General features: G+C 57.4%; 19 protein-coding genes and 1 pseudogene. 4 read left to right on the top strand and 16 right to left on the bottom strand.

Going from position 1 to position 26952, the window contains the following annotated elements; all coding sequences use genetic code 11:
- Positions 1-69: 69 nt before the first annotated feature.
- The 4 genes from MWC30_RS00955 to rlmD all read right to left on the bottom strand — a co-directional run bounded on the left by MWC30_RS00955 (position 70) and on the right by rlmD (position 5945).
- Entirely contained in the window at positions 70-1209 is a 1140-nt protein-coding gene (locus MWC30_RS00955) for an AI-2E family transporter (protein WP_244082269.1), read from the bottom strand.
- Positions 1210-1247: 38 nt separating this feature from the next.
- Positions 1248-2027, bottom strand: coding sequence for a lipopolysaccharide assembly protein LapB (locus MWC30_RS00950; protein ID WP_244082268.1), 780 nt, complete (start codon positions 2025-2027; stop codon positions 1248-1250).
- Between the two features lie 122 nt (positions 2028-2149).
- Positions 2150-4435, bottom strand: a complete 2286-nt coding sequence (locus MWC30_RS00945) for a PBP1A family penicillin-binding protein (RefSeq protein ID WP_244082267.1) — start codon at positions 4433-4435, stop codon at positions 2150-2152.
- An 85-nt stretch (positions 4436-4520) separates the two neighbouring features.
- Complete coding sequence (gene rlmD / locus MWC30_RS00940; RefSeq protein ID WP_244082266.1) at positions 4521-5945, bottom strand: 23S rRNA (uracil(1939)-C(5))-methyltransferase RlmD; 1425 nt, start codon at positions 5943-5945, stop codon at positions 4521-4523.
- 246 nt (positions 5946-6191) lie between these two features.
- Here rlmD and MWC30_RS00935 point away from each other — a divergent pair, with 246 nt between their 5' ends.
- Both MWC30_RS00935 and MWC30_RS00930 read left to right on the top strand, forming a co-directional pair.
- Positions 6192-7052, top strand: a complete 861-nt coding sequence (locus MWC30_RS00935; RefSeq protein ID WP_244082265.1) for a UbiA-like polyprenyltransferase — start codon at positions 6192-6194, stop codon at positions 7050-7052.
- A 124-nt stretch (positions 7053-7176) separates the two neighbouring features.
- The gene (locus tag MWC30_RS00930; protein ID WP_244082264.1) at positions 7177-9012 is read left to right on the top strand and encodes a menaquinone biosynthesis decarboxylase; all 1836 of its coding nucleotides are present in this window, start codon (positions 7177-7179) and stop codon (positions 9010-9012) included.
- A 234-nt stretch (positions 9013-9246) separates the two neighbouring features.
- Here MWC30_RS00930 and clpB read toward each other — a convergent pair whose 3' ends face one another.
- From clpB to MWC30_RS00905, 5 genes are all read right to left on the bottom strand, one after another.
- Positions 9247-11862 (bottom strand): ATP-dependent chaperone ClpB, encoded by a 2616-nt coding sequence (gene clpB, locus MWC30_RS00925; protein ID WP_254006153.1) that lies wholly within the window; start codon positions 11860-11862, stop codon positions 9247-9249.
- 36 nt (positions 11863-11898) lie between these two features.
- The gene (locus MWC30_RS00920) at positions 11899-12237 is read right to left on the bottom strand and encodes a chaperone modulator CbpM (RefSeq protein WP_244082263.1); all 339 of its coding nucleotides are present in this window, start codon (positions 12235-12237) and stop codon (positions 11899-11901) included.
- A 22-nt stretch (positions 12238-12259) separates the two neighbouring features.
- A complete protein-coding gene (locus MWC30_RS00915) occupies positions 12260-13249 on the bottom strand; it encodes a DnaJ C-terminal domain-containing protein (protein WP_244082262.1) in 990 nt (329 codons plus the stop codon).
- 117 nt (positions 13250-13366) lie between these two features.
- Positions 13367-15268: a molecular chaperone DnaK gene (gene dnaK / locus MWC30_RS00910; RefSeq protein WP_244082261.1), complete on the bottom strand. Its 1902-nt coding sequence runs from the start codon at positions 15266-15268 to the stop codon at positions 13367-13369.
- A gap of 273 nt (positions 15269-15541) precedes the next feature.
- The gene (locus MWC30_RS00905; RefSeq protein ID WP_244082260.1) at positions 15542-15679 is read right to left on the bottom strand and encodes a hypothetical protein; all 138 of its coding nucleotides are present in this window, start codon (positions 15677-15679) and stop codon (positions 15542-15544) included.
- A 223-nt stretch (positions 15680-15902) separates the two neighbouring features.
- On the opposite strand from MWC30_RS00905, the gene MWC30_RS00900 reads away from it, so the two are divergent.
- On the top strand, positions 15903-17693 hold the full coding sequence (locus MWC30_RS00900; protein WP_244082259.1) for a PAS domain-containing sensor histidine kinase: 1791 nt from the start codon (positions 15903-15905) through the stop codon (positions 17691-17693).
- Between the two features lie 240 nt (positions 17694-17933).
- Entirely contained in the window at positions 17934-19229 is a 1296-nt protein-coding gene (locus MWC30_RS00895) for a TIGR03790 family protein (protein WP_244082258.1), read from the top strand.
- Between the two features lie 90 nt (positions 19230-19319).
- Here the strand turns inward: MWC30_RS00895 and MWC30_RS00890 are convergent, their stop codons facing one another.
- From MWC30_RS00890 to MWC30_RS00855, 7 genes and pseudogenes are all read right to left on the bottom strand, one after another.
- A complete protein-coding gene (locus tag MWC30_RS00890; RefSeq protein WP_244082257.1) occupies positions 19320-20054 on the bottom strand; it encodes an amidohydrolase family protein in 735 nt (244 codons plus the stop codon).
- Between the two features lie 430 nt (positions 20055-20484).
- Positions 20485-21006 (bottom strand): transposase, encoded by a 522-nt coding sequence (locus tag MWC30_RS00885; RefSeq protein WP_244082256.1) that lies wholly within the window; start codon positions 21004-21006, stop codon positions 20485-20487.
- A gap of 149 nt (positions 21007-21155) precedes the next feature.
- Positions 21156-22173, bottom strand: a pseudogene (locus MWC30_RS00875) (Fic family protein).
- A complete protein-coding gene (locus tag MWC30_RS00870) occupies positions 22170-22400 on the bottom strand; it encodes a hypothetical protein (protein ID WP_244082253.1) in 231 nt (76 codons plus the stop codon). Before MWC30_RS00870 ends, MWC30_RS00875 begins: the two are co-directional and overlap by 4 nt.
- Positions 22401-22453: 53 nt before the next feature.
- Complete coding sequence (locus tag MWC30_RS00865; protein ID WP_244082252.1) at positions 22454-24160, bottom strand: restriction endonuclease subunit S; 1707 nt, start codon at positions 24158-24160, stop codon at positions 22454-22456.
- Positions 24161-24394: 234 nt separating this feature from the next.
- Positions 24395-25453: a virulence RhuM family protein gene (locus MWC30_RS00860; protein WP_244082251.1), complete on the bottom strand. Its 1059-nt coding sequence runs from the start codon at positions 25451-25453 to the stop codon at positions 24395-24397.
- Entirely contained in the window at positions 25450-26928 is a 1479-nt protein-coding gene (locus MWC30_RS00855; protein WP_244082250.1) for a class I SAM-dependent DNA methyltransferase, read from the bottom strand. Before MWC30_RS00855 ends, MWC30_RS00860 begins: the two co-directional genes overlap by 4 nt.
- Positions 26929-26952: the final 24 nt, after the last annotated feature.

Here is a 26952-nt window from a genome sequence, read left to right as displayed (position 1 = left end):
AGTAGACTTTCGAAGCGCTCCTGGAGGACGAACCGGAGCGCACCCCCTCCTGCGGATCTCCCCCGGCATTCACTCTTCCGCTCCAACCGACTCCACTTCACTTTTGTGCGCCAGCAACTCGTCATGATATTCCACGCCGTAAATGTAGAACATGATGGTGGCAAAGCTCAGAATGAGGGGACCGTAGAGGATGCCTGCCAGTCCAAAGTATTGGACCCCTCCCAGAATGGACAGGAAGATGAAGAAGGGAGAAAGTTTGGACTCCCCCTGCATGAGAAAGGGACGGAGAAAGTTGTCGATGGAGCCCACGAGCAGGAGGGACCAAACAATGAGGAAAAAGAAGGAGCCCCATTTCCCCAGAAGAGCCAGGTAGACGGCAGCAGGACCCCAGATGAGGGCGGTTCCCACGACGGGAATCAGGGAAGCGAACCCCATGACCGTTCCCCAGAAAAGCCCGGGAATTCCAACAAGGGCGAGGCCGACCCCTCCTACGACTCCCTGGCACAATGCCGTCAGGAAACTCCCCATGAGGACAGACCGTGAAACCATCCGGGCGCTATGCAGGATCTTGTCTTCCTGGTCCTTTTGCAACGGGGAATAATATCGCATGCCCTCCACCATGTCCGCTCCATCCCGCACGAGATAAAAGACAATGAACATCATGATGAAAAAATTCGTCAGAAGGGTCGCCGCGTTCCCCAGCAGAGACGCCCCTTTGGAAATGATGAACTGACCGAGGTTCTTGCTGATTTGCAAGAGGCTCCCCGGAATGTCCAGTTGCTGCAAATCCAGGAAGTCTAAGTGTTCCTGAGCCCAATGGTAGTATGAAAGCACCTTGGGATCTTCGATCAAATGCTGAAAGTTTCCGGCGCGAATCCAATCGTTGATGCGGTTGACGGAATCGACCCCCTGCGCCACAAGGGCCGAAGCAAGAAAGAACATGGGGATAGCGATGACAAAGGTGACGACCAGGACAACCATTGTGGCGGCAAGGTTCTTTCTTCCTCTCGTCACGCGCTCCAGGTAAAGGTGGAGCGGATGGAAAAGCGAGGCCAGCACAATGGAGAAGATCAGAATGTGCAGAAACGGGTTCAGGATAAGGAAAGCAAGATAGAGAGAGAAAAAGAAAATAAGCAAAAGAAATGGGCGGTGTCTCTTGCTCGTCGGGGCCGATCGGTTTTCCACTTCATTTTCATTTTGATTTTTCATGCCCATTACCCTCCAGTCACATAACGTCTCTCCTCTCCCTATAATCTGGCGGCTTTCTGCCGATACACTTCAGCCTTTCTGGGATCCCCGATCTCCCTGTACAGCTCTGCTTCGAGGCGATAGACTTCTTTGAGCTTCCCGGGTTCGTTCTGAAACAGAATTTCGGCCTTTCTGGCAAATTCCAGGGCTTTTTTGGGAGAGCCCTTCGCATGCCATGCCCTGGCCAAACCCAAAAACGCGTCTCCGTTGTAAACATCCACCTGGATGGCCTGTTCCAGAAGGGGAATCGCCGCATCCGGCTTCCCCTGGGCCAGTGAAGTCTTGGCCTGATCCACCAGGTGCATGGATGCCAGATGTTGAGGAGGTTCCTGCACCGGGGCCGGCCGCGCGGGCTCCTTCGGCTGTGGTCGCGGTTGGGCCTGTGGTGGTACCTGCGGTTCTGGCTGTGAGGATACCTGGGGCTGAACCTGGGGTGGGGCCTGGGGATGTACCTGCGACTCCCCATTTTTAGGCGTGACGACAGGAGCAGGAGATTCCGACGCCTTGGGCAGGTCCATCTCTTTAAAAAGAGGCTTACGCTTGATGATGGGGGCTTCTTTTAGGGGCGGTCCAGGAACGGAGGCTTTCTGTTTGGGGGAAGGCGGTGCGGCACCAGTCGATGGAACCGGGGGCTGAGACGTCCGCCATTCAGGGGGAATGGCGACATACTGCCTGGGAACGCAGGCAGAAAGAAAAACGACTGCCATGAAACAGGCCGACCCGGCAAGGAATCTCGTGACTGCAGATCGCTCCATGGAAACCCGTATCATGCGTATCATGATCGCTTCCCCTTCTCCATCATAGCTCAGCCGCCGCAAGGAGCTCTTTCGAGCCTCATGAGGCTCTCTTCCTCAGCTCTCCCCCGCACATGGGAGAATTTACCGACCCCATGGGCTCCAGTTCACCACTGCGCCGAATGTGTGACACAATAATCGCTCGGGGCGTTCTCCGCCAGAAAATATTCCAGTCGCTTCTCCGGACACTGGGGAGACGCCAGCTGCTGCGATTCAGGGCAAATGACCCTCTGGACCACACCCGGAGGAATGCGAAAAGCCTGCGGGTGAAACCAGGGGCCGGCAGATTTCATGAATTTGGCCCAAATTCTGGCCGCTCCCGCCGAACCGCTGAGGCGAGTCGATCGGTTGTCGTCATAACCCACCCACACCAGCGTCAGGAGGTCTGTCGTATACCCCACAAACCAGGAATCCCGGTAGTCACTGGTTGTCCCTGTTTTTCCCGCACAGGGGAAATCGATTCCCCACCGCTTCAGGTTCCTGGCGGTCCCCCGTGTTACCACACCTTCCAGGACATTCGTAATGAGGAAGGCTTTGGCGGGCGTCGTCACCGTGGAAAAATCCACGTTTCGCCGTTCTTGAATGTCTCCTCCCTCCGTCACCACTTCCTTGAGACTGAGTAAGTAAGGTTTCTGTCCGTCATTGTCGAGAGCTGCGTAAGCCCCTGTGAGCTCCAGGGGTGTGACCTCGAAGGATCCAAGGGGCATCGATGGGAGAGCCTCCAGGGGCGATTGGATACCGAGGCTCCTGAGGGTCGCGACGATCCGCTCCAAACCGACGGACATGGCCAGGTCGACGGTGGCGGCGTTGAGGGAATCCTCCAGGGCGGTGCGAAAAGAGACATTCCCACGATAACGCCCGCTGTAATTTTTAGGGGTCCAAAAATCACTTCCGACGGAATAGCGCCTGGCGTCATCCGAAAGCCGGCTCGCAAGGGTGAATCGATCGAGAGCACTCAGGTAGACGAAAGGCTTGATGGCCGACCCAGGCTGCCGCTGTGCAAAGAGCGCACGGTTGAAGTGGCTCTCCCCATAATCCCGCCCCCCCACGAGGGCCAGCACGCTTCCCGTTTTGGGTTGAATAGCGATGAGCGCCGCCTGCAGGGGGCGGTCCCCTGCCGGCTCGTCTTTACTGGAAATCTCTTTTTCCAGTTCCCGGAGCCCTTCGGTCACGGCATTTTCTGCGGCAAGGGCCATTTCGGGCTGAAGCGTCGTGTAAATGTTCAGACCTTCTGAAGCAAGGACTTCGGGAGCATAAAGCTCCTGCAGCTGCTGCCGGACGTAATCCACAAAATAAGGGGCCACACTGAGGGGCAACAGAGACCTTGTGACTTTCAATGGTTCTATGCTTGCTTTTTCGTAATCCTGAGGGCTGATTTTCCCCAGTTCGGCCATGCGCTTCAGGACCGTGTTGCGCCGTTCCCGGGCCGGTTCCGGGTTGGTCAGGGGTGAATAGAGATTGGGTGCACGGATCATCCCCGCCAGGGCTGCAGCCTCTGCCAGAGTAAGATCCTCCACATTGCGGCCGTAATAATAACGGGCGGCTTCCCCCATTCCGTGGATGGCCACATTGCCCTTCTGGCCCATGTAAATTTCGTTCAGGTACATTTCCAGGATTTCATCTTTACCGTACAGCCCTTCGATGATGAGAGCCATGGAGGCTTCCAGGAATTTACGCTTGAAGCTGCGCTCCGATTCCAGGAAATAGTTCTTCACCAGCTGCTGAGTGATGGTAGAGCCGCCCTGAACGACCCGCCGGGCCCTGACGTCGGTCCACAGGGCACGAAAAATCCCCCTCCAGTCCATGCCGCCGTGCTCGTAAAAACGATGATCTTCGATCCCCACTACCGCATCGACGAGATGCCGGGGGACCTGCTTGATATTGATGAGAAGGCGACTTTCCCGTTCATGCCCGAACAGCCTCGCGATCTCGAGAGGCTCCAGTTCCAGGAACGCCTGATCTCCCTGGGAACCTCGGATACGCATGAGGGTATTCTGTGCAAATTCGAACTGGACGCGCTGGGGCGGCAGGGCATGACCGGGGAAGCGGAATTCCCTGAAATGAACACTCAGGGCATTCTTCCCCATCTTGAATTCCCCGGCACGGAGAGGCTCCTGTGCGCCTTCCAGGTAACGGCGCTCCACCAGCATCTTCTTCAGCTGCCCAGGAGTAACAACCTGACCGGGAAACAAAGGCACCGTCGCTGAGAAAACGCGTGAGGGAACGCTCCACCGGCGGGATTCAAAACGCTGCTTGATTTCCACGTAGAGGTAGCAATAGAAGCCGACCCCGAAAAGCATGGCCAGGACTACCAGGAACCCCAGAACCTTAAACCAGAGAGACCGCTTCTTGATGCGGCTTCTCTTGGGCTTGTATCGCGCGTTTCTCAGCATAGCGACCGGCGGTGACCCTTTAAGGCAAAGCCGAAAGGCAACTCGGAAACGAAAGCGGCGGAGCGGATGCGGGAAGCCATGATGCTCAGGATTTCCTGTCCAATCTTACGACACATTCAATATGAGGGGTATGAGGGAAAAGATCGAAAGGCTGAATCGTTCGAACTTCATACCGGTCCAAAAAGAACGTCAGGTCTCTGGCAAGGGTCGAAGGATTGCAGGAAACGGTCACAATCCTCTGGGGCGCCAATTCGAGAAGGGTGTTGACGACATGGGGATGCATCCCCGCCCTTGGAGGGTCAGTGATCACCACATCGGGAAGCCCGTTCTCCCGTGCCGATTCCAGCGCATCTTTGATTACATCTTTTAAATCACCCGACCGGAAAGTGCAATTGTCAATTCCGTTCAAGGTACAATTCACCTGAGCGTCCCGAATGGCCTCCTCGACGATTTCAAATCCCAGGACCCACTTCACCTGGGAGGCAATGAAAAGGGCGATGCTTCCCGTGCCGCAGTAGAGGTCCCAGACCGTTTCGTGCCCCTTGAAATCCCCCAGCCGCCGTACAGCCTCATAGAGCTTCTCGGCCGCGAGGGTATTGGTTTGGAAGAAGGAATGGGCAGAGATTCGAAAGCGCAGAGAGTCGATCTCCTCTTCAATGAATCCCGGGCCGAAAACCACGCGGCTGGACTCTCCGAAGGCCACCTGGGCCTTTTTCCGCGTGACGGAATGTACAAAAGTCGTGAGACCTGGAAAGCGTCCCAGCAGGTGCGCCGCCAGGGCATCCACGGTCTTTTCATCTTCAGGTTGAGGGGTTGTCAGGAGATGCACCAGCATCTGGCCGGTTCGTTTCGTTTCACGCAGGACGAGGAAGCGCCAGAATCCCGAATGGTCCCGAACACTGTAGGCAGGCAGCCCGCTCCTTCGGCACCAGTCCCGGGCCTCCCTCAGAATTTCGGAAGCCTGGCGCGACTGCAATTGGCAGGTGTCCACATCGAAAACCTTGTCGAAGAAGCTCCGCACATGGAGTCCCAGGGCAAAAGACTTGCTGTATTGGACGTCCGTGCAGGCAATTTCCTGAGGTGAAAGCCAGCGGCGGTCGGCAAAAGTAAATTCCATTTTGTTGCGGTAATGCACCTGCTCTGGAGAAGGCGTCGTCGGCTCCACCGCCGTGTCTTCGACACCTGCCAGGTGCTGAATGCATTCCAGGACGTGAAGTCTCTTCCAGCGCAGTTGCTCCGGGTAGGCAAGATCCTGCCACCGGCATCCCCCACAGACACCGAAGTGCGGGCAGACGGGTTCCACATAATGGGGCGACTGGGCCAGCACCTCCAGGACCTGGGCTTCGGCGTACTGACGCTTTTTGCGGTGAATCCGCACGCGGACACGCTGCCCGGGGAGGGCCTTGTCCACGAAAATCACGAACCCCTCCACCCTGGCCACAGCGTTACCGCCAAAAGCCAGTTTTTCCACCACCAAGTCCAGTTCCGTTCCCTTTCGAAGTGCATCCATATTTGTCATCGTTTCCTGATTGCGTTGGATCTCAAAAATGCAGGTGATTCCTGCGCGCGATTCCCATGGGTAACCGGCCAAAGCCACCCGGCGGACTCGGCGCGGGGACTCATGTCTTTCCTTTGCCAGCGTGGTATGCTAATAAAAATGCCCACAAATAACCAGGAGTTTATGCTCCGGCCTTGCCCATCCCGGGGAGGCGTTCTCAGTAACACAGTCGAAAGTCGAAAGGCACGAGGAGTAGCCATGTGGTTGGAGCGGGTCCAGACTTATGGCCGGCTGATCAAATTCAGTCACACCATATTTGCCCTTCCCTTTGCCCTTGCCGCCGTTCTCCTGGCCAACCGTCAGCATCCGGTCTCATGGCTCACTTTGGGGTGCATCGTGCTGGCCATGGCTGCGGCCCGTTCCGCCGCCATGGGCTTCAACCGATTCGCCGACTACGAATACGACCGCCGCAACCCGCGCACGATCGATCGGCCTCTTACGGCGGGAAAGATCGACAAGCGATCCGTTCTCATTTTCATCGCCGTTTCCTCGGGCCTGTTCATCGTGTTCGCCGCCCTCCTGGGTCCCCTCTGCCTCAAGCTCTCTCTGCCGCTACTCTTTGTCCTATTTTTTTACTCCTACACCAAGCGCTTCACCTCATTTTCACACCTTTTCCTGGGCTTCGCCATCGGCCTCTCGCCCCTGGCAACCTGGATCGCCATCACAGGCACATGGTCCCTTGGAATCGTACTCCTCTCCCTGGCCCTCATGACCTACATTGCGGGATTTGACATCCTCTATGCCTGCCAGGATGTGGATTTCGACCGGGAGCAAAACCTCTTTTCCATCCCGTCCCGCTGGGGTGTGCATCGCGCCTTCCAGGTTGCCGCGGGATTGCACCTGGCAACGTTTTTATTCCTGCTCGCCGTCTATTTCGCTTTTGATTTGAGTTCCATCTACCTGGCATTCCTGGCCGTCATCAGTCTTCTGCTGGTGCTCGAGCACCGCCTCGTGAGACCCGATCGCCTGGAAAAAATCGACCTCGCCTTCTTTCACGTCAACAGCGCCATTTCGGTTCTCCTGTTCCTGGCCGTCCTGGCCGACACCTGGTGTTCCTGAGGCGTGAGTCCCTGCCGGTGTCCCCTCGATGCATTCCAGGGCAAGGAAGCCGGCAGCCCGTCATTCTTTTGTGTTTTGTCCCCGTTCCCAGGGTTCCGCCATCTAGAAAGGGGGTCCAATCATTATGGAGACTGCTTACAGAAATCTTCAGGAATTTATTGCCGCGCTGGAAAAAGCGGGGGAGCTCAAGCGCATTCAAGCCCCCGTCTCCAAAGACCTGGAGATTACCCAAGTTACCGATCTCGCCTCCAAGAGCCCTGGAGGGGGTCAAGCGCTGCTTTTCGAGCACGTCCTTGAATCCCCCTTCCCCGTCCTCACCAATGCCTTCGGCAGTGACCGCCGGATCTGTATGGCCTTTGGAGTCCCGGACCTGGACACGCTCTCCGCCAGAGTGCGCCAGTTCGTGGAAGTCGAGCCGCCCAAGACCTTGAAAGATGTCATGCGGCTGATGCCCATGGGCCTCGACTTCCTGCGCTTCCTGCCGCGGAAGCTCAAGTGCGCGCCCTGCCAGGAAATCGTCTACCGTGGAGACGAAGTGGATTTATCCCTCCTCCCCGTACTCACTTGCTGGCCCCAGGACGGTGGTCCTTTCATCACGCTGCCTGTCGTCATCACGCGAAGCCTTCTGACGGGCAGACGCAATGCCGGGATGTACCGGCTCCAGGTCTTCGACCGGTACACGACGGGCATGCACTGGCACATCCATAAGGACGGGTCCCATTATTTCCATGAATATCGGAAAGCCCGAAAACGCATGCCGGTAGCTGTCGCCATCGGCACGGATCCCGCTGTCACGTACGCCGCCACAGCCCCTTTGCCGCGGGGAGTGGACGAAATGATGCTGGCCGGCTTCATACGCCGCAAACCCGTCCCCATGGTGCGCTGCCTAACGGTGGACCTGGAAGTCCCCGCCGAATCGGAATTTGTCCTCGAAGGCTACGTGGAACCCGATGAACTCCGCCTCGAAGGACCTTTTGGAGACCATACGGGATATTATTCCCTCGTGGGGGAATACCCCGTCTTCCACGTGACGGCCCTCACCCACCGCCGTCGGCCCGTCTATTCCGCCACCATCGTCGGCCGCCCGCCCATGGAAGACTGCTACCTGGCCAAAGCCACGGAGCGCATCTTCCTGCCGCTGTTGAACACGGTCCTGCCGGAAATACGGGATTTCTGGATGCCCTGGGAAGGGGTCTTCCACAACATCACCGTCATCTCCATGCAGAAGGAATATCCGGGTCATGCCCGGCGCATCATGAGCGCCATCTGGGGGCAGGGGCAGATGAGCTTCTGCAAGGCCGTGGTTTTGGTGGACCCCGACGTGGAGTTCAAGCACCCACGGAAGGTTTTGGAAACGATTTTGAACGAACTCGATCTCAGAACGGATCTTTACATCTCCGAAGGAATCCTGGATGTGCTCGATCATAGCGCCCCTGAAGCCCTCTTCGGCGGCAAGCTTGGCATCGATGCCACGCACCGCCTGGAAGGCGAAAGGAATCGCCCGGAGCCACCGCCGCCGTTGCTCCTTCCACCCTCCGAGAAGATCGAAGGCGCTCTCCACAATGTTTCGGATCTATTGAAGTCCTTTTATGTCCCGGATCTGAATGTCCGCAACCGCATCCTCCTCCTGAACCTCCACAAGGACGGTAAGACGACGGGCCGAAAACTCGCCGAACGCCTTTTCGACCAAAGGGATCTCGAAGCCTTCTCCATTCTGGTGCTCTATGATGACAACATCGACCTCAAGGACGCCTCGCTGGTCCTGTGGAAGGCGTTCAACAACGTTGACCCCAAACGCGATCTCATTCAGTATGACAACCGCATCGTCATTGACGCCACCAAGAAGGGGCGTGAAGACGACCACGACCGCCCGTGGCCCGACGACATCGTCATGGACCCGGACATCGTAGAGCGCGTCCGAAGGCGGGCGAAAGAGCTGGGGATCGAAGAATACCTCTGACAGGCCCGCTGCCCTGAGGGTGGGTCAATACCGTCCCATAAAAATGCAGGCCGGGCTTCCATACCCGACACGGCTGTGTCGAGAAAGGATCCCGGCCTGCATTTTCACCCAGAGAGCCCGGCCGACCATTTCCTGGACAGGCCCTTTTCATAACCTCTTTATCAACCACCCGACGGGTTGGTGTACACCCTATTCCGAGAAAAATATCCTGAACCCGCGATTACGGCCGGTCCGTCATTCTCCTCCCGTATGGGTGACCACCAGTTGGTCGTTTTGAACATCCACATGAATGGTCGCTCCATCGCCGATATCGCCCGAAAGGAGGGCCCGGCCGATGCGGGTTTCCAGTTCATGCTGGAGGTACCGCTTCAAAGGCCGCGCTCCATAGACGGGATCATACCCGGCCTGGGCGATGAAATCCCTGGCCGCATCGGTGATTTCCAGGCCGATCCTCCGGTCTTTCAAACGCTTGCAGAGGTCCTTCGTCAGGAGATCGATGATGGACTTGATTTCCTCCAGCGTGAGGGGCTTGAAGAGCACGATGTCGTCCACGCGGTTGAGGAACTCCGGCCTGAACTGGCGCCGCAGCTCGGACATGACCTTCTTGCGTGCGTCCTCCTTGATTTCCCCCGTCGATGTCAGTCCTTCCAACAAGTAGGGTGAACCGATGTTGCTCGTCATGATGATGACGGTATTTTTGAAATCCACGGTCCTGCCCTGAGCATCCGTAAGCCGCCCGTCGTCCAGGATCTGAAGGAGGACATTGAAGACCTCCGGATGCGCTTTTTCAATCTCGTCAAAGAGGATAACGCTGTAAGGCTTTCGGCGCACGGCTTCCGTGAGCTGCCCGCCTTCCTCGTAGCCCACATACCCCGGAGGCGCCCCGATGAGGCGCGAGACCGTGTGCTTTTCCATGTATTCGCTCATGTCGATACGCACCACGCTCTCTTCCGTATCGAAGAGGGCTTCGGCCAGCGTTTTGCCGAGCTCCGTCTTTCCCACACCCGTGGGGCCGAGAAAGATGAAAGATCCGATAGGGCGCCGCGGATCCTTGATGCCCGAGCGCGCTCGAATGACGGCGTCAGCCACCAGCCGCACCGCCTCGTCCTGACCCACGATGCGTTTGTGGAGGACTTGGTCCAGGCGCAGGAGCTTTTCCCGCTCCCCTTCCACCAGCCGCGTCACAGGGATGCCCGTCCACCGTGAGACGATCTCCGAGATCTCCTCCTCCGTCACCATCTCCCGCAGCAGGCGGCTGCCTTCCTCATCGGCGGTCAGCTTGTCCTCTTCTTCCTTGAGCCGCCTTTCCAGTTCCGGAAGCCGCCCGTGGCGCAGCTCCGCCGCCCTGTTGAGGTCGTACTGCCGCTCGGCCACTTCGACGTCATGGCGGACCTTCTCGATCTCCTCCCGCAGGGCCTGCACCCTCTTGATGGATTCCTTCTCGGATTCCCACTGAGCCTTCATGCTGTCGGCCTTGCCACGCAGGTCGGCGATCTCCTTGCGAATGGCTTCGAGACGCTCGACGCTCGCCTTGTCCTTCTCCTTCTTGAGGGCCGCTTCTTCGATTTCGAGCTGCATGACACGGCGCGTCACTTCGTCCAGCTCCGTCGGCATGGAATCGATTTCCGTACGGATCATGGCACAGGCTTCGTCCACGAGATCGATGGCCTTGTCGGGAAGAAACCGATCGGAAATGTAGCGGTTGGACAAAACCGCCGCAGCCACCAGGGCCGTATCCTGGATTTTCACCCCGTGGTGCACTTCGAACCGTTCCTTGAGTCCCCGAAGAATGGAAACCGTGTCTTCAACCGTGGGCTGATCCACCAGCACGGGTTGAAAACGCCGCTCCAGGGCCGCATCCTTTTCGATGTACTTGCGGTATTCATCCAGGGTCGTGGCGCCGATGCAGTGCAGCTCCCCACGGGCCAGCATGGGCTTGAGCATGTTGCCCGCATCCATGGACCCTTCGGCTTTGCCGGCCCCCACAATGGTGTGGAGCTCATCGATGAAGAGAAGAATCCGCCCCTCGGATTCCTTGATTTCCTGCAGGACAGCCTTGAGTCGCTCTTCAAACTCCCCCCGGAACTTGGCGCCGGCCACCAGGGAGCCCATGTCGAGGGAGAAGATGGTCTTTTCCTTCAACCCCTCGGGGACGTCCCCCCGCACGATGCGATGGGCAAGACCTTCCACTATGGCCGTTTTCCCCACGCCGGGCTCTCCGATGAGCACCGGGTTGTTCTTGGTTTTCCGGCTGAGTATCCGCACCACGCGGCGGATTTCGGAATCCCTGCCGATGACGGGGTCGAGCTTGTTCGACCGGGCTTCACTCACCAAGTCCCGCCCATATTTCTGAAGGGCTTCATAGGTGGTTTCGGGCGAAGCACTCGTCACGCGCTGATGCCCGCGCACCGCCGTCAGGGTCTGGAGGAATATGTCCCGATTTATATTGAATTCCTTAAGAATTCTTCCCGCCGGAGAGGAAGCTCCCTCCTCGACGAAAGCGATGAAAATGTGCTCGACGGAAACGTACTCATCTTTCAGACGCTGCGCTTCCTCTTCGGCCTTGATCAGGAGGCGGTTCAGCCGTTGGGTGACATAGACCTTCCCCGACTCCACGCCCGGACCGCTCACGCGGGGCTTCTTTTCCAGTTCCTGTTCAATCCGTTCCCGCACGGCCTCCACAGGCACTTCCATGCGTTTGAGGAGGCGTGGCACCAAGCCGTCGGACTGCTCCAGCATGGCCAGGAGAAGATGCTCCCCGTCCACTTCCATATGGCCGTAGCGTATGGCTTTGGTTTGTGCCGCCTGCAGGGCTTCCTGCGATTTGATGGTCAGTTTGTTCATATCCATAAGATATTGAAATCTCCTTTTATTCTATATTTATCTTCAGTCGCCGCTGAAGAGTTGCTGTTCAAGTTTTCGAATCTGAGCTTCCAGGAGCTCGATGCGTGACATGAGCTCCAGGATGACTCCGATGCCGGCATAATTCACGCCGAGCTCGTTGCGCAGACGCAAGATTCGTCGAATGAGAGGGATCACCTCGGGCTCGAAAAAGACTTCCCCCTCTGTCGACCGTTCCACGTAGTCAATCAGCCCGAGCCTCACAAAGCGGTCCAGGAGCTCAGGATGGATCCCGCAACGGCAGGCCACTTCCGACTGATCGATATAGGGCGAGCCTCCCACGGTTCTCTTCACCCGGACCAAAAAGTACTGTTGCTCGTTCATAGCGGATGAATCCTCCTGAACCTTATGACCGCGGCTTGAAGCGGGATACCTTCTGAAGCTCCTCAAAAAGCTCCCGTTCGCGATCTCCCGGTTTCTTGGGGACGACGATATGGATCACGACATACAGGTCACCGGGAGCCCCCTTGGGATGGGGCATTCCCTTGCCTTTCAGCCGCAGCTTCTGCCCACTCTGAGTCCCCGGCGGGATCTTGAGGGTCACGGGACCCGACAGAGTGGAGACTTCCACCTCTGCTCCCAGCACGGCTTCCCATGGTGTGAGGGGCAGCTTCAGGATCAAATCCCGCCCATCTACCTCATAGAGGGGATGGGGGCCGATTTCGACCTTGAGAAAGAGGTCTCCGCGAGGACCACTACCGATGCCTTCTCCCCCCTGACCCGCCAGGCGAATCTTCTGACCGTTCTGGATGCCTTTGGGAATCTTCACTTCGTAATTTTTGGACTGAACGGACAGCTGACCCTCAGGCGTGACGCTCTGGCTTTGAAGCGTAATGGTCTTCGTTGCCCCCTGAAAGGCATCCTCCAGAGAAATGCGAATGGTGGCTTCCTGGTCGGCACCGGCCTGGCTCCAGCCGGCTCCCCCCGGCCCTCCGCCTCTCATACCGCCGAAAGGCCCACCCCGGCCTCGGGCTCCTCCGAAGAGGGCTTCAAAAAAATCGCTGAAGCCACCCGTGCCACCCCAGTGGAATTCCGTCTGGCCCGGTCCAGCTCCACGACCGAAATCGAATTGAGTCTCCCACCCCGGAGGGGGCCTGAAATCCTGACCGTCCTTCCAATGGGCTCCCAGCTGATCGTATTTCTGGCGCTTTTCCGGATCCTTCAGCACCTCGTAGGCTTCGTTGATTTCCTTGAATTTGTCTTCGGCATCCGGCGCTTTATTCACATCGGGATGGAACTTCCGGGCCAGCTTTCGATAGGCCCGCTGGATTTCCTCCTGCTTCGCCGTGCGGTCGACCCCCAGAACTTCGTAATAATCTCTGAATTTAACAGCCATAATTTTTCGTCGCGTCCTCTTCGATCTTTTCGTTCATACCCGCAAGGCCCCGGAGCTACCTCATCCATTGATCCGGTCCGGTTCAGTCGCAGGAAACGTTATACCGCAAGCCGCCCCCTAATGGGAAGTCTCGGTGAATTCCGCATCGATGACGTCATCACCGGCTGGAGCATGAGCGGTGGAGGACTGTGAAGCCCAGGCCGAAGCCCCTCCCGCTTGCTGGTAGACGGAAGCGGAAATCATCTGGAGCGCCTGCTGAAGGTCGCTCGCCAGCTCTTGATAACGTTCCTTCCCCACGCTTTCGTCCTTGACGGCCTTGCGAGTGGCCACAATGAGCTCTTCCGAGCGTGCTTTTTCATGAATGGGAACCTTTTCGCCCAGATCACCCAGGGTCCGCTCCAGCTGGTAGGCCAGGGAGTCGGCCTGATTCCTGGCTTCCACCGTTTCACGGCGCTTTTTGTCTTCAGCATGATGCCCTTCGGCATCCCGGATCATGCGCTCCACTTCGTTCTTGGCAAGGTTCGTGGATTCGGAAATGGTCACCGCCTGCTCCTTACCCGTTTCCTGGTCCCGCGCGGTCACATGGAGGATGCCGTTGGCATCGATATCGAAAATCACCTTGATCTGAGGCAGTCCGCGTGGGGCCGGGCGAATGCCTTCCAGGCGAAAGCGCCCCAGGACCCGGTTATCCTGGGCCATTTCCCGTTCTCCCTGCAGCACGACAATGTCGACTCCCGTCTGGTTGTCCTCGGCCGTGGAAAAGATCTCCTCGCGCCGGGAAGGGATAGTGGTGTTGCGCTCGATGAGCCGGGTCATGACGCCTCCCAGTGTCTCGACGCCCAGGGAAAGGGGCGTCACGTCCAGGAGCACGACATCCTCCATTTGCCCTTTGAGGACAGCCGCCTGCACCGCCGCCCCCACGGCAACGACCTCGTCGGGATTGACGCTCATGTTGGGCGGCTTGCCTCCCGTGAGCCGTTTCACCAGTTCCTGCACGGCGGGAATACGGGTCGATCCCCCCACCAGGATGACCTCGTCCAGTTCCTTCGCGGTCAAGCGGGCATCGGCGAGGGCCTGCTCCACGGGCTTCATGCAGCGCTCCACCAGGTCATGGGTGAGGTCTTCAAATTTGGCCCGGGTGAGCTTCGTTGCCAGGTGCTTGGGTCCCGACGCGTCAGCAGTGATGAAGGGGAGGTTGATGCTCGTTTCCAGCATGCTGGAAAGCTCGCACTTGGCTTTTTCCGCTCCTTCGTAAAGGCGCTGGAGCGCCTGGCGATCCGACCGGATGTCGATGCCCGTATCCCGCTTGAATTCTTCCGTCAGCCAGTCCACGATGCGCTTGTCGAAATCGTCCCCTCCCAGGTGAGTGTCCCCCGAAGTGGACCGCACTTCGCAAACTCCGTCCCCCACATCCAGGATGGAAACGTCGAAAGTCCCGCCCCCCAGGTCGAAAACGAGGATCGTTTCGTTCTTCTTGGTTTCGAGGCCGTAGGCGAGAGCCGCCGCCGTCGGTTCGTTGATGATGCGCAGGACCTTCAGACCCGCAATCTCTCCCGCATCTTTGGTGGCCTGCCTCTGAGCGTCGTTGAAGTAGGCCGGAACCGTGATGACCGCTTCGGTGACCTTTTCGCCCAGGTGCTTAGAGGCGTCGTCCACGAGCTTCCGCAGCACCAGCGCTGAGACTTCTTCAGGGGCGGTGGATTTGCCCCGTATGTCAAACCGCACGGCATCATTGGGGCCGGGAATCACCTTGTAGGAAACAATTTTGGATTCCGCGTCCACTTCACCCCATTTGCGACCCACAAAACGCTTGGCTGAATATACCGTGGCGGCAGGATTGAGTATGGCCTGCCGCCTCGCCACCTGCCCCACCAGCCTCTGCCCATCCTCGGTATAGGCCACCACGGACGGGGTCGTTCGTCCTCCCTCCGTGTTGGGGATCACCGCAGCTTTCCCACCCTCCCATATGGCCACGACCGAATTGGTTGTTCCCAAGTCTATACCCACTGCTTTCGCCATGTGCTTTTCCTCCTTGACACCGGTACTATAAGGTCGAATGCAACCCTTTGCCTTTCAACAGGACACACGGGACGGTTTCATTAATATATGTCCACAGATCGCCCCTCGTCATGCCGGCTGTTTTTAAGCCGGCACCCAGTTTCTTCTGTGGATTCCGGCTAAAGGACCGCCGGAATGACAAATCGAGTGGTGCAAACTCTCATGTATTGAGTTGTCCTTAGAAGTAATTCTAAGGTTCTTTTCCCATAAGGGATTAATATGATTGAACTTCGATCAGATTAGCAAGAAGGTAATCATCATTTTTTGTGTTGCCAGTGGTATGGCATGAAAATTGTAGAGCCAGCCAAAGACATGTCCGCGTTCATCCGAACCCTGCCATCCTGAAAACTTTTTCTGCATCATGGTTGACATCGTATGCACTCCGTGAAGGCAGGAACCCTTCCAGCCATCATTTTAAGCACACAACCGACCCTGAATTGTGCTATTCTTGGTGGCGATTCACAGTGAAAATCGTGATCAGAGACCTCCTCGCATTGCCGATGCGCTGAACGGCGGTGCTGCAAACCCTGACCTTTGCGAGCGGACTCCAATGAACCCTCTCCTGCGGCTGAGCCGATTACGACCTCGAAAGATCATGGCGAGCATTCTTACCGTGGCGCTGCTCGTTTCCCTGACCTTTTTTTCCCTGTGGTACTGGGCATCCAAGAGAATCGAACAGATCATCAGCCGACAGTTCAACGAACAGCAGCTCATGCTGGCTCGAAAGATCGCCGACAACATCGAAGGGTATTTTGATCTGCTGGAAAATGAACTGACCAGTTATGCCGACTTGTACAAAGTCGAAAGTGACACGATCGCTCACTTTCGCGCCTACGGCGCTCTCGAATTCAAGGACAAGCAGGCTTTCGGCATTTTGGACATGCGTATCTTCAACTCCCAGGGCCGGCTGGAGCATTCCTACGGGCAAACCCTTAAGTCCATCCCACAGGAAGCTCAAAATCTGGATGCGACCTATGTGGATTGGGCGAAAGCCCCGGAGCATCGAGGGATGGTCTTTCTTACGAAAACCTTCTTGCACACCGACCCTTCCGGACAGCAACGCCTGGCCATGGCCCTCATGACGCCCCTCTATCGCATGAGCTCGCTTTTCCCCGAACAGAATAAAACCTTTGCCGGCATCCTGAAAATCATTTTCGACCCCACGTTCGTGAGTCAAATGGCGACGAAAGATGTCAAGTCGGGGCAGACCGGCTACGCCTGGGTCATCGATCAGCACGGGACTTTCCTCGCCCACTATGAGCAGGAGTTTGTGGGCCAGGATTCCATCAAGGTTCGCCAGAAGCGCAATACGAAACTGTCCTTCGACAGGCTCGAGTACATTCAAGTCAATCATATCCTGAAAGGTGAAGAAGGGACCGACTGGTACGAATCGGGCTGGCACCGTGAAAAGATAGGGAAAATAAAGAAATTGCTGGCGTACACTCCCGTGCGATTCGACAAGGGGATGGTCCGTGGGATCATACAGGTGGAAGACAGCCCCCACAACCTTTGGGCAGTCGGAGTGGCTGCACCCTTCGAAGAAGTCTACGGTCTGGTGGAAAGCCTCCAGGTCCAGGTGGGCACGATGGCCGGATTCATCTTTGTTTTGATTGTCGGCATGAGCGGCCTTCTCATCAGCGCATCCTACAATTGGAACGAGAGCCTCACTCGGGAAGTGGAACTGAAGACCGATGCATTGCGTCAGAGCCATGAACGGCTGCTGCGCTCCGAAAGGTTTGCCGCAGTGGGAGAAGCGACTGCTTACGTACGGCACGAAATCAAGAACCCTCTCATGATCATCGGTGGATTCGCCCGTCAACTGGACCGAAACCCACACCTCCCCGGGAGCGCGCGGCAGAAGCTCAAGATCATCACCGATGAAGTCCAGCGCCTGGAGAATTTCCTGGGAGACCTGAGAGACTTTACGCAGCCGGCCTGCCCCGTCAAGCAGGAGGCGGACCTCAATAAGATCGTCCGGGAGGTCCAGTTCATGATGCAGGAGGCGGCCGAAGAAAAGCAGATCCAGCTGCGAACCAGCCTGGACGACTCGGTGCCCTCCGGCCAGTTCGACCCCAACCAGATGAAACAGGTTCTCATCAACCTGATCAAGAACGCCATGGAGGCCATGGAGACCGAGGGGTCCATCACGGTTTCAACGCGCCGCCAGGGGGACCAGATTTGTATCGAAGTCGCGGACACGGGCAAGGGGATCGAGCCGGAACTGATGCCGGAGATTTTCAACCCCTTTTTCACCACCAAAAAGACCGGAACAGGCTTGGGTTTGGCAGTCATCAACAAAATCGTCGAGGATCATCATGGCACGGTGAGCGTACAGAGCACCCAGGGGAAGGGGACGACTTTCTCCATCCTGCTGCCCTGCCAGTGAGACGCTTTCTGACAAATGAGCCAATTGCTCCCGGCATGCGCCTTGTTTGGCTATTCCGGCGGTCTTTAGGCTTGAATCCAGGTTTTTCGCCGGGCTGGATTGCGGCTTAACGACTGCCGGAATGACGAGCAATGGAATTTTTAGACAGTCAGTGGGACCCCATCGAGTGCAGTCCGGGAACGAAAGGGAATATTGCCTTTTGCCCTGGCGGCAAGGGCATTTCTGCCCAAAGGAGGATCTATGAACCGCCCACCCTGGCTCATTGCCCTGTGGTTCCTCTGCCTGCCGGCAGTATGCCTGTTCCCGGCGCATTCCCTGGCCTTGGAACCGTCGGAGATTCTCGTGGTGGCAAACGGGCGAGCGAGCCTCGACCTCGCCCGGTATTATATGGCAAAGCGGCACATTCCCGAAGCCAACATTGTCGTGCTCCGCACCACCGATAAGGAGCATTGCTCCCGCGCGGACTACGAAGCGCAGATACTCGTCCCTTTGAGAAAGCATCTCCACGAACGGGAAGCCGGCGGATCACCCGTCCGCGCCCTGCTCCTCATGCAGGGGGTACCCCTCGCCATCACGGAGCCCAAGCTGAGCCTCGACGAGAAGGCACACATCCGGGGGCTTCAGCTCCGCCGCCGGGCCATACAGAGGGAAATCAAGATCATGCCCCCCGACGAAAAAAAACTGGAAGACCTCAAGAAAGCCCTCGAATCCATGCAGGCCGAGATCCAGAAAACCAACAGGGACGATGAAAGTGCGTCCGTCGACTCCGAGCTGACGCTGGCCCTCGAGGGCGACTACCCCCTCTCGGGATGGCTTCCGAACCCTTCGTTCGTCGGCTTCAGGGGCAAGGATGTCCCCAATCTTCCCAAGCGCGTTTTGATGGTCGCGAGGCTCGACGGACCTTCCCCGGCCGTCGTCAGGAGGATGATCGACGACAGCCTGGCCGCTGAAGAAAAAGGGCTTGCCGGCAAGGCCTATTTCGACGCGCGATGGCCGGCACTGAAAAGCGAAAAACCTTCCGGATATGCCTTCTACGACGACTCGATCCACAAGGCCGCCGATGTCGTGAAAAAGAGCGGCGCCATGCCCGTGACTCTTGACGAGGAGGAGAAGCTGTTTCAGCCCGGGGAAGCTCCTGATGCCGCGCTTTACTGCGGCTGGTACAGCCTGGCTCGCTACGTGCCCGCCTTCACCTGGGCGCAGGGCTCCGTCGGCTACCACATTGCGAGCCAGGAATGCCAGACTCTCAGGCAGGAAGGGAGCCAAGTCTGGTGCAAGTCCATGCTGGAAAACGGTGCGGCGGCCACCGTGGGACCGGTGGCGGAGCCCTATGTCCAGGCCTTCCCTGTCCCCGAGGTCTTCTTCGCAGCCCTGCTGGAAGGAAATCTAACACTTTCCGAATGCTACACCATCTCCCTCCCCTTCCTGTCCTGGCGGATGGTGCTCGTGGGCGACCCCCTCTATAGGCCGTTCAAAGCGAGGGGGAAAAAGAGCGGCGCAGAGCGGGTCGGTTCCCCCTTGCCGCCGTCTCGTTGAGATCCTGCCATCTCGTAGAGGATCCACTGGAAGAAAATCGACTGGTGGGCAAAAGCTCATCCTTCGCGGGAGAACAACGGAGCCGCTCCCTCAGAGAGCAAGGGGAGCAATACCGGTCAAACGGCGGAGATTGCCGCCGAGGATGGCTTCTTTTTCCCGCTCGCTGATGGGCAGGGTCAGCACCTTCCGCAATTCCACAGACATCGTCCCGAAGGGGACATCCGAGCCGAAGAGCACCCTCTCGGCTCCGAGCTCCTGAACGAAGCGGAGGATCGTCCGAGGTTGGGCCAGGGCCGTATCGAAGAAGATGTGCTCCTTCCTTTTGAAGGCAACGAGGAAATCCAGCGGGTCCCCGCCCAGCATGCCCAGGTGAGGAACGATCAGGTTGAGCTTTCCGGACCGCTTCGCAAGCTCCAGGGTGAATTCCAGCTCCTCCTCGACGATCAGCGGCAGACCGACAGCCTCCGACTCTTCGAGAAACGCCGGAAGGATCGGATCTTCCAGGACGTCATAGCACGAGGAGCAATCGGAAACGCCCCGCGTCCAGTGCCACTTGCCTCCATAGAAGCCCTTCCCCGGCGGAATCGAAAGCAGATCATCGGGGATATAGTAATACGGGATAAACTGCGGCACGGCCGCGGCCTCGTTCAGCACCTCCTCGTTGATGCTCTCATCGGCCAGGGCCTGGGAGGGAAAAGGAAAGATGACAATCCGGTCCACTCCGCACCCTGCAGCCTGACGGAGCAGCTCCTCCGTGCTGACGGAAGTATGCAGGGCAACCGAAGGGCCCCAATGGGTGTGAGAATCTATGATTTCCAGAGGCATCACCTGAGCTCGTAAGGTTGAAGGGATTGTGTGAGAGGGGGGGAGGCAGGAGGTCGAGTTGTTGAATTACCCGCTACCGCTGCGGTGGTTCCCTACCTTCCCGTTGGGGCGGCTAAGGGCCCCTACCGTTGGGACGGTTCTCTACCCCTATTGCAGGGGCGGTTCACGAACGGGCGGTTCACGAACCGCCCCTACGACGTCCATCGATTTTCACCGCCAGTAGATCCCATTCTCGCCGCCGGCGGGCACAAAAATTCACCGCAGGTGGGTTCCATTTTCACTGTCGGCGGGCGTAGAAATTTTTCCGGCCCCTCATTTTTCGTTGCTGCTCCTGATAGTCACCGTTACATTTCCCACCCTCGGATTCTCCCGATCTGCGTCCCACCGCGCCGGGTTCTCGATGATGTATTGGCGAACGCGGTTCAATTCGTCATCGTTGCGGACGATGTGCTCGTAATAGTAATAATTGCGTTGCCATATTCGGGCACCGGGCGTGTGAACCAATTCGTTGATGCGTTTGGGTAGATACCGTTTTATATGCCCCAATCAATCGCCCGAGGGGTTTACGGCGTTCCGTAGGGGCGGTTCGTGAACCGCCCATTCGTGAACCGCCCATTCGTGAACCGTCTGTTTGTGAACCGTCTGTTTGTGAACCGTCTGTTTGTGAACCGCCCCTGCAATCGTCGGTGATTACAATAACTGCATGTAAATGATTCGGCATCATCTCCCATTCATCCAAAACAACATGATCATATTGCCGCGCCAACCATTCCCATGAATCGACGGCGATCTGACCGGCATCACTCAACCGCATGGCGTCACCTTCAATCTCCCCAAAGATGCACTCCCTGTTCTGTGTGCAAATGGTGATGAAATACGCCCCGCTCAGCGAATAATCGTAACCAGTCAGACGAACCGATCGCCGGTGGTGTTTGTCCGGACAGTATTTCATGTCCCCAATTCCTCGAAGTTCTTCTCTCCACATCGCAGACTTTGGCCTTGGGGAAACGTTTGGCAAGCCAGTGGGCCTGACGCCGGCTGTAGCGCACCTGCTCAAGTTGTTCCACATTGTCACAAGCCATGCCGTGAGTTCGTCGCAAGTTATCCACCGCCACGCTGTGCCAGCCACTGGCAGCCCTTGTCGGTCAGGCGGTATTTCTGCTTGCTGCTGCGTGGCTTGTCGGGGATGGTCATTTCAATCAACCCGGCCTCCAAAGCGGGGAGCAGATAGGCCTTGCGGAAATGCTCATTGTCTTTCAGCCCGAGCGCCTCCTTGAGCTGTTGGCGGGGCATCTCGCCTGTGAGGACCGAGAGCAATCTGACTTCCGGGGTGACTTCCTGTGCAACTTCCGGGGTCGAGGTGGTCACGCTATCGAGGATCATCCGCAGCATGAAGGCGATGAAGGGCGCAGAGTCGGTCTGGTGGGTGCTCTCCTGCAGGGCCTGGTAGTACTCAGGCTGGTTGCTCGAAGATAAGGCTTTCCGCCGGGATATCGGCGAACAGGGGGTTCCAGTGAGCCAGAATCAGGCTCTGCCACAGCCTCCCCTTGCGGCCGTTGCCGTCGACGAAGGGGTGGATGAATTCGAGCTCGTAGTGAAAGACCGAGCCGGCAATGAGCGGGTGAGCGTCGGTGGCGGCCAGCCAACCGAACAGGTCGGCCATCAGATGCGGCACTCGGTCGGCGGGCGGTGCCATGTGGATCACCTCCTGGCCCGCCATCACCCCCACGCCGCCGCGCCGGTAACTACCCGCCTCGTCGATCAGGCTGGACATAAGAATCCGGTGGGCTTCCAGCAGGTCTTTTTCTGTCTCGGGCTTCCAGGTATCGAACCGGTCGTAGGCGGCGAGGGCGTTTTTCACCTCCTGCACCTCGCGGGGCGGGGCGATCACGCGCTTGCCCTCTAGAATCGCGGTGATCTGCGCCTCGCTCAGGGTATTGCCCTCAATGGCCAGCGAGCCGTGAATGGTGCGGATGCGATTGATACGCCTTAGCCGCAACGCTTTTGCCTGGTCGGTGAGTACAGTCAACCGCCCGATGCCCTCGCTGATCGCGGCGACCCGGTTCAGGATCCCCAGGGTGATGGTGTAGGGCGGCTGGTAGTTGGAGGGCTTGCTCATGGCGCAACTTCCTCACCTGCCGCACCGGTCGGGCATTTCGATTTGATGAACTCGAACATGGGGCGGAAGACTTCGAAGCAGGCCGCGTCGAGGGTTGGCACGACTTCTTTGGCGAAGGTAGTCTTTTCACCATCGAATTTGAAGGCGATCGTGCTGCTGCCGTCGAAGCTCAGGGAAAAATTCCGGAGGTTTTTGTACTGGCAGATATTGCGCGATGTCAGACGCATGGGATTACCTCACACGAAGGCACGAAGACACGAAGGTGAATCAGGGTTTGCGTTCATACGGCGGCCATCACGGCATTGAGGAGCTCAGTCTGTTTGCCGGTGGCAGCGTCGATCTGCTGGTCCAGCGTGTCGCACAGGGCCATCAACTGGTCGATCCGGGCGACGATGCGGTGTTGTTCGGGGAGGGGAGGGAGAGGAATGACATACCCATTAAGCTTGTCACCAGGGAAATGCTTGATTGTTGCCCCAGTGAAATACTTTGCCAACTGACCGTTGCCTCCATCGTTAGTAAGGCAAACTTGCAGATGCTCAGAAGTAACGCACGAAAACGGTCTCGCTCTATGTAGGGCTTTTTGGAAATAGGTTTCTAGCTCTGAATCGCTCCATATTGCGCAGCGACCGGGTTCACCACCTTCACATATGAGGAGGTCACCGGGAAGTACACGAAATTCATCAAGCTCATCATCTTCGAATTTCATCTCTTTGACATCATCAAGAGCAAACTGATGCCATTGAACATTGGTGTTTCTCAAATATGGTTTTGGGTTGCCGCGATTCTTAGATTTATCGAGCATTTTCCCAAGTCGGTTGCTTGCCACTTTCCCAAATCGCACCCACTCCCACCCCTGCGGCAGTTCGTAGGGGATTTCCTCCGGCTTGATGGGCGGCAGGGGCTTGGGCTTCTTGATTTTGCCTGCCTTCACCAACCGCTGTTTCTCGGCTTCGATCTCTTTCAGCAGTTCGCTGGCTGGCGGGTCGTTGGGATCTTGCTTGACGAGGCGGCCCATGACGGCAAGTTGAAGGATGGCCTTGCGCAGTTCGGCGACGTTTTCCTTGACGGTGTAGAGTTCGCCGAAGTTCTGTTGGATAAAGTCCCAGGCCGAGCCATCCGGCGCATCGAGCAGTTGTTTGATGGCGGCGGCGTGGACGGCTAACCGCTTTTGCTCCCGCTCCTTGCGCAGCTTTTCCAGCGCATCACAACGGGCCATCAACTGGTCGACCCGGGCGACGATGCGGCGTTGTTCGAGGAGGGGGGGGAGTGGGAACAAACTAGAGAAGAAATCGCCGTCGTTAATTGCTGGATACGCAACTCCCTTCTGGGTGCTTTCAACGTAACGAATAAAAGCAGGTGATCGCAGGTAATGGTAGACAAACCGGTTACTCAATGATGAATATGGGTGGAGGATTGCAAACGCTGTACTTGCAATGGGCTCAGGATCATATTCTTTTTCGACAATCGCAATATTCAGCAAATATGGGCGGACGGTCGAATAAATTACCGTACCGGGTTTAACGATTTTACGAGCCCGTGACGGCGCGTTAGCTGCATCAAGAAGCTGTGTGTCAGCGCCAATTGTCCCCAATTTATTGTCAATTGCCCCAACATCAATATAAGTAAAATTGGCATCAGGAGTTTTTTGTCCCCAGTCGTGGCAAATGTCTCTGATCCTAACCCACTCCCACCCCTGCGGCAGTTGGTAGGGCACTTCCTCCGGTTTGATGGGCGGCAGGGGCTTGGGCTGTTTGATTTTGCCTGCCTTCACCAGCCGCTTTTTTTCCGCCTCGATCTCCTTCAGCAGTTCCGAAGTGGGCGGGTCGTTCGGATCCTGCTCCACCAGCTTGCCCTGCATTGCCAGCGTCAAGATCAGTTCGCGCAGTTTGGCGATGCCGTCAGGCGCGGCAAAGGCGGTGTCGAAGTGCTGATCCAGCAGTTCGCTCACACGAAGACACGAAGGCACGAAGGAGGGGGAGCTGGTCATAAACATTTTCTGGTCTGAGTGGCTGGAAATAGTGCAACAGGCTGCTGCACTTTTATGAAGTCGATGATTTGTGCCACAACCTGTGGCACAAATGCCCGATGGAGCCGGGCAAATTGTCCAACAAGCTGTTGGATAAATGACCGTTGTAGGACTGGATACCCACCTGCACGGGTATGACGGTCACAAAAATCTTTTTTTCTTCGTGTCTTCGTGCCTTCGTGTGAGACCATCCCGTTATTCATAGCCGTCCCCCGGTTTTTGAACGGCCTCGATCTGCTTCAGCATCCGGTCGAAGTCACTTTCAAACAGCCGGTCCTGCACGATGCGGTATTTCTCGAACTCGCTTTCAGCGTGGGCCCTGGTGATCTCCGCTGTGACCTTGCCAGCAGCCTGCAAAATTTCACGGTCGGTGGCTTCAATAAACTTGTTCAGGCGGGTTTCCCAGTCCTGCATGGTCATGGGGATCTTGCGCAAGGCCATGTCTTCGGCCACATCCAGGTAGGCGTTGACCAACCGTGTCAGTTGTACCATTTCATCTTCGGTCAGGTAGTTCTTGGCCACGCTGACGTCGAACTTCTGGATTTTCCCTTTCGGGGCATCCTTCCAGGTGGTCAGGCCCATGTGCTGTTTTTCGGCATTTGCGCGGTTGATGACGACCTCCGCCGCCGTCTGGCCGTGGATGGCCCAGTGGAGTTTGTTCTGCACGGTGGCGAAAAAGCGCTTGGTGGCCTGAGCGGTGACGTCATAGTCGATGGCTGTAGCGTAGATGTCGGTGATCTTCTGGTAGAACTTGCGCTCGGAGAGGCGGATCTCGCGGATACGCTGGAGCTGTTCTTCAAAGTACTGTTCCGTAAGGATGGAGCCGCCGCTTTTAATGCGCTCGTCATCCATGACGTAGGCCTTGATAGTGTACTCCTCGATGATGGTGGTGGCCCACTTGCGAAACTGAACGGCCCGTTCGGAGTTGACCTTGTAACCCACGGCGATGATGGCAGGCAGCTTGTAGTGCAGGGTGTTGTAACTCTTGCCGTCGGCGGCAGTTATCCGGAATTTCCGGATAACTGAATCTTCCTGCAACTCGCTGTCGGAAAAGATTTTTTTCAGGTGTTCGTTCACCGTGCGCACGTTCACGTCGTAGAGCGTGGCCATCATTTTCTGGGACAGCCAGATACTCTCATCGGCGTAAACCGCTTCGACACCACCGCTGCCACTGGCGGCGACAAAGGTGAGGTATTCGGCAGCCGAGGAGCGGACAATGGATACTTCCTTGCCGGATTGTTTCTTCCTGCTCATGCCTTGCTCCGCTTATTTGATGAGAGGCAGGCTATCAGCTCGCTCTTCAAGGCTGCCTGCGCCGCTTCGAGCTGTTGGACGATCTGCTGGTATTCGGCCATCAGCTCTTCCGGATCGCGGTGGTTGACCTCCACCTCGTGCGGGTTCTTGCAATCCAGGTTGTAGGTGCGCTCGGCCAGCTCCTTGGCCGAGACCTTCCAGGCCTGCTCGGTGGTCTTGCGCCCTTTGCGCCCGGATCCGCCCCACCAGGCCTTTTCGAGATCGAACTCGGCGATGGTCAGGGGCTTAGAGCGGGAGTAGGACTTGTAGCCCTCAGGATACGGGTGCTCGAAGAACCAGACATCTTTCGTAGGCCCGCCTTTCTCGAAAAAAAGGATGTTGGTGGCGATACTGGTGTAGGGGCTGAACACCCCTTTGGGCAGGCGCACGATGGTGTGCAGATTGAACTCCTCCAGCAGCTCGCGCTTGAGGGTGGTTTTGGTCCCCTCGCCGAACAGAAAGCCGTCTGGCAGGACCACGGCGGCCTTGCCGGTGTCGTGCTTCAAGAGATGCATGATCAGCGCCATGAAGAGGTCGGCTGTCTCGCGGGTCTGGTATTTGCGCGGGAAGTTGTTCTCGATGCCGTCCTCTTCCATGCCACCGAAGGGCGGATTGGTGATGATCAGGTCTACCCGATCGCGGGGGCCGTAATCCTTGAGCGGGCGGCTCAGGGTATTGTCGTGGCGGACGTTGGTGGGTACGTCGATGCCGTGCAGCATCATGTTGGTCATGGCCAGCATGTGAGGTAGCGGCTTCTTCTCCACGCCGTGGATACAGTCCTGCAGGCGCTTGCGGTCGTCGGCGGTTTTGACCTGCTTGTTCAGATGCTTGATGGCGCAGGTCAGAAAGCCGCCGGTGCCGCAGGCCGGGTCGAGGATGGATTGCCCGAGTTGGGGGTCGAGCATGTCGACCATGAACCGGGTGACGGCGCGGGGGGTATAGTATTCGCCAGCGTTCCCGGCCGATTGCAGGTCGGCGAGGATCTTTTCGTAGATGTCGTTGAACAGGTGACGGTCGCCGGATTTGTTGAAGTCCACATCCTCTTCGATGGTGTTGATCACCTGGCGCAGCAGGGTACCGGACTTCATGTAGTTGTAGGCGTCCTCGAACACCGAGCCGACCACTTTGCCATGGGACGTAACACCGGCGGCGGTGGCCAGTTTCTTGAGCGCCGGGAAGAGGTCATTGTTGACGAAGTCGATCAGCTCCTCACCGGTCATCCCCTCGGGGTTCTTGGCCCAGCTGGACCAGCGGAAACGGCTGGGCAGCGGCGACTTGTAGCCGGGCACGGTGAACTGCCACTCCTGTTCCTTGTCGTCGAAGATCTTCAGGAAAATCAGCCAGACCATCTGGCTGATGCGCTGAGCGTCGCCATCGACGCCGACATCCTTGCGCATGATATCCTGAATGGCCTTGATCAGGGTGGTGAGTGACATAGCGGTTTTATCTCCAGTTCCTTT

Source organism: Desulforhabdus sp. TSK, assembly GCF_022836495.1.
Lineage (GTDB): Bacteria > Desulfobacterota > Syntrophobacteria > Syntrophobacterales > Syntrophobacteraceae > Desulforhabdus.
The sequence above is the reverse complement of the archived record's forward strand: the minus strand, read 5'-3'. Positions and strand labels throughout refer to the sequence as shown.